The organism is Flavobacteriales bacterium, from assembly GCA_020435415.1.
GTDB lineage: Bacteria > Bacteroidota > Bacteroidia > JACJYZ01 > JACJYZ01 > JACJYZ01.
On the sequence record JAGQZQ010000161.1, the window covers coordinates 1 to 2,472 of the forward strand.

The window sequence follows — 2,472 nt, forward strand, 5'->3', positions numbered from 1 at the left end:
CCTTCCGGCATACACAAAAAAAACGCCGGCCCTGAACTCAGGGTCGGCGTACATCAAGTGAGTGGGAAATAATTATTCCCGCTCGGGGTGATGTCCCCCCCGGCCTCTTTCATGATCGTGATGATCCCCGGGACCATGGCCCGGGCCTCCTCTCCCGCCGATCTCACGAAGCAACATCCGTTTGAACATATCTTCGGAGTGGTATAGTTTGGCTACTTTCTTAATGGGCAGGATGCTCTTGAACTGACTATGATACTTCTTTTTAACGTCAAGCATCTCCTGGTTCAGGGCGATCTCATCATCCACCAGCTTCTCCACTTCCTTGTCAGTCATGGAATCAAAATTATCCTTTGGCTGATTGTGAGCGGATATTCGTTTCTCATAAATGGCCTTCATCTCGGCTTCATATTGATTGTATATGGGCCAGAACTTCTGTGCTTCCTCCGGGGTAAGTTCCAGTCTGGAAGTGAGGAAGCCGATCTTTTTGGCCTCAATGCGCTCGAAGCGCTGCGCTTCCTTTTCTTCAGGAGATAACCCTTCTTCTTCCTGTTGCGCCATGCTGATCAAAGGCAGAAAGAACAGGAGGGAGGTAATCAATGTTAACCACAGGGCATTACCCGTGGACTTTACCTCCATTCTCATAGGTCTACGGTTTTTAGTTCATCAACAATCTCAAATATGCCAATGTCATTGCTTACGAGATAAGCAATGATCTGTTCATCATCTTCCGAGGTCTCGATGCTCTCTGTATCTACTTCTGCATTTGCCAGCCATGTGGTTTCATCGGAGTCATTCAATGCATCTACAACATCCAGCTCATATACGGGGGTGGTGGGTAAAAGGTCCTCAACCACCGGGGTATACGTTTCTTCCACGGTCGCAATCATATCCTGGCCGGACGTTTCTTCCGGTACTCCGGACTTCATCAGACTAACAATAGCGGCCAGCAATGCCAGACCCGCTGCAATCCCCATCGAAATACGAAAACTGTTCTTCCTCCACATAGGAACCGTACGCTGATTTCGGATCCGCTCCATGACTCGGTCGGGCAGGCCATCGAAATATGCATCATCCACTTCAAAGGAACTATGATGTTCCTTTAAACCGAATAGGGTAGGCGCCATTTTTTCCAGTTCTCCTGGTGCGTCTTCGTGCTTATGTTGATGTGGTCTCATTTGTAGGTAAGATGTGGATTGACTAAAATAGTTTAATCATTGGTTAAAAAAAGTTCAATCTTTTTAACCGCATGATGATACGAAGCTTTGAGTGCACCCACCGAAGTACCCAGTATTTCCGACATGTCTTCGTACGTCATCTCATCAAAATATTTCATTTGAAATACCAGACGTTGTTTTTCCGGAAGTTGCGTCAGAGCTGCCTGCAGTTTCTGTTGAATTTGTTCACCACTTTGGGCTGCCGCTGAAGCATCATCATTTCCGGATAACTGGTAACTCACTTCTTCTACCGGCACATGCTGGTATTTCCGCTTACGAAGGTGGGAGAGGCATTCGTTGGTTGCGATGCGGTATAGCCAGGTAAACAGCTGGGCTTCCTGACGGAAGGTAGCCAATCCATTCCAGACTTTGATAAAGACTTCCTGAAGGATGTCATCTGTTTCGTCATGGTCTGTCACCATGTGCCGGATATGATGATACAACCTCCGTTGGTATTTGTCAATGAGCAGACGCATGGCGCGTTCCTGATCACCGGGCAGGAGGTATAATGCAATGATCTCTTTATCGTCGACTGTCTGCATGCAGTATGCCAATATACGGCTCCGCCAATCAACAGCGGAGGATCAACGCGAAGATTTCCTGGAGATGACCTTTTTTGCCGCAGCCACAATGTCCGGAACGTCAAGGCCGTATTTCTTCATCAGCTCTTCCGGTGTGCCACTCTCGCCGAAGCTGTCTTTCACAGCAACCATTTCCAGAGGGGCGGGATTCTGCGTTCCTAATACATGTGCAACGCTTTCGCCAAGTCCGCCCGCCATTTGATGTTCTTCGGCTGTTACCACACATCCGGTCTTCTTCGCTGAAGTTATGACGGCTTTTTCATCCAAAGGTTTAATGGTGTGGATGTTAATGACCTCCGCACTGATCCCTTCGGATTCCAGTTGAGCACACGCCTGCAAGGCCGGCCATACCAGGTGACCCGTGGCAATGATCGTTACGTCTGCACCCTCATTGAGCATCACGGCTTTGCCAATCTCAAAGGTTTGGTCGGCAGGGGTGAAGTTTGCGACTTTCGGGCGACCGAATCGCAGGTATACCGGACCATGGTGTTCGGCTATGGCCAGGGTGGCGGCTTTTGTTTGATTGAAGTCACACGGATTGATCACGGTCATGCCCGGTAACATTTTCATCAAACCGATGTCTTCAAGGATCTGATGAGTGGCGCCATCTTCACCGAGTGTCAATCCCGCGTGGGAAGCACAAATCTTTACGTTTTTATCTGAGTATGCGATGGACT

4 protein-coding genes are annotated in these 2,472 nt (G+C 48.7%); all 4 read right to left on the minus strand.

The genetic code is table 11. The annotated features are described in order from the left end of the window. Nucleotides 1-72: 72 nt before the first annotated feature. Entirely contained in the window at nucleotides 73-642 is a 570-nt protein-coding gene (locus tag KDD36_15015) for a hypothetical protein (GenBank protein MCB0397959.1), read from the minus strand. Then, nucleotides 639-1,175: a hypothetical protein gene (locus tag KDD36_15020; protein MCB0397960.1), complete on the minus strand. Its 537-nt coding sequence runs from the start codon at nucleotides 1,173-1,175 to the stop codon at nucleotides 639-641. Before KDD36_15020 ends, KDD36_15015 begins: the two co-directional genes overlap by 4 nt. A 32-nt stretch (nucleotides 1,176-1,207) precedes the next feature. Beyond that, nucleotides 1,208-1,756: a sigma-70 family RNA polymerase sigma factor gene (locus KDD36_15025; protein ID MCB0397961.1), complete on the minus strand. Its 549-nt coding sequence runs from the start codon at nucleotides 1,754-1,756 to the stop codon at nucleotides 1,208-1,210. A 42-nt stretch (nucleotides 1,757-1,798) separates the two neighbouring features. Further along, nucleotides 1,799-2,472 (minus strand): transketolase family protein (locus KDD36_15030; protein MCB0397962.1); only part of this gene is annotated, 674 nt, incomplete at its 5' end.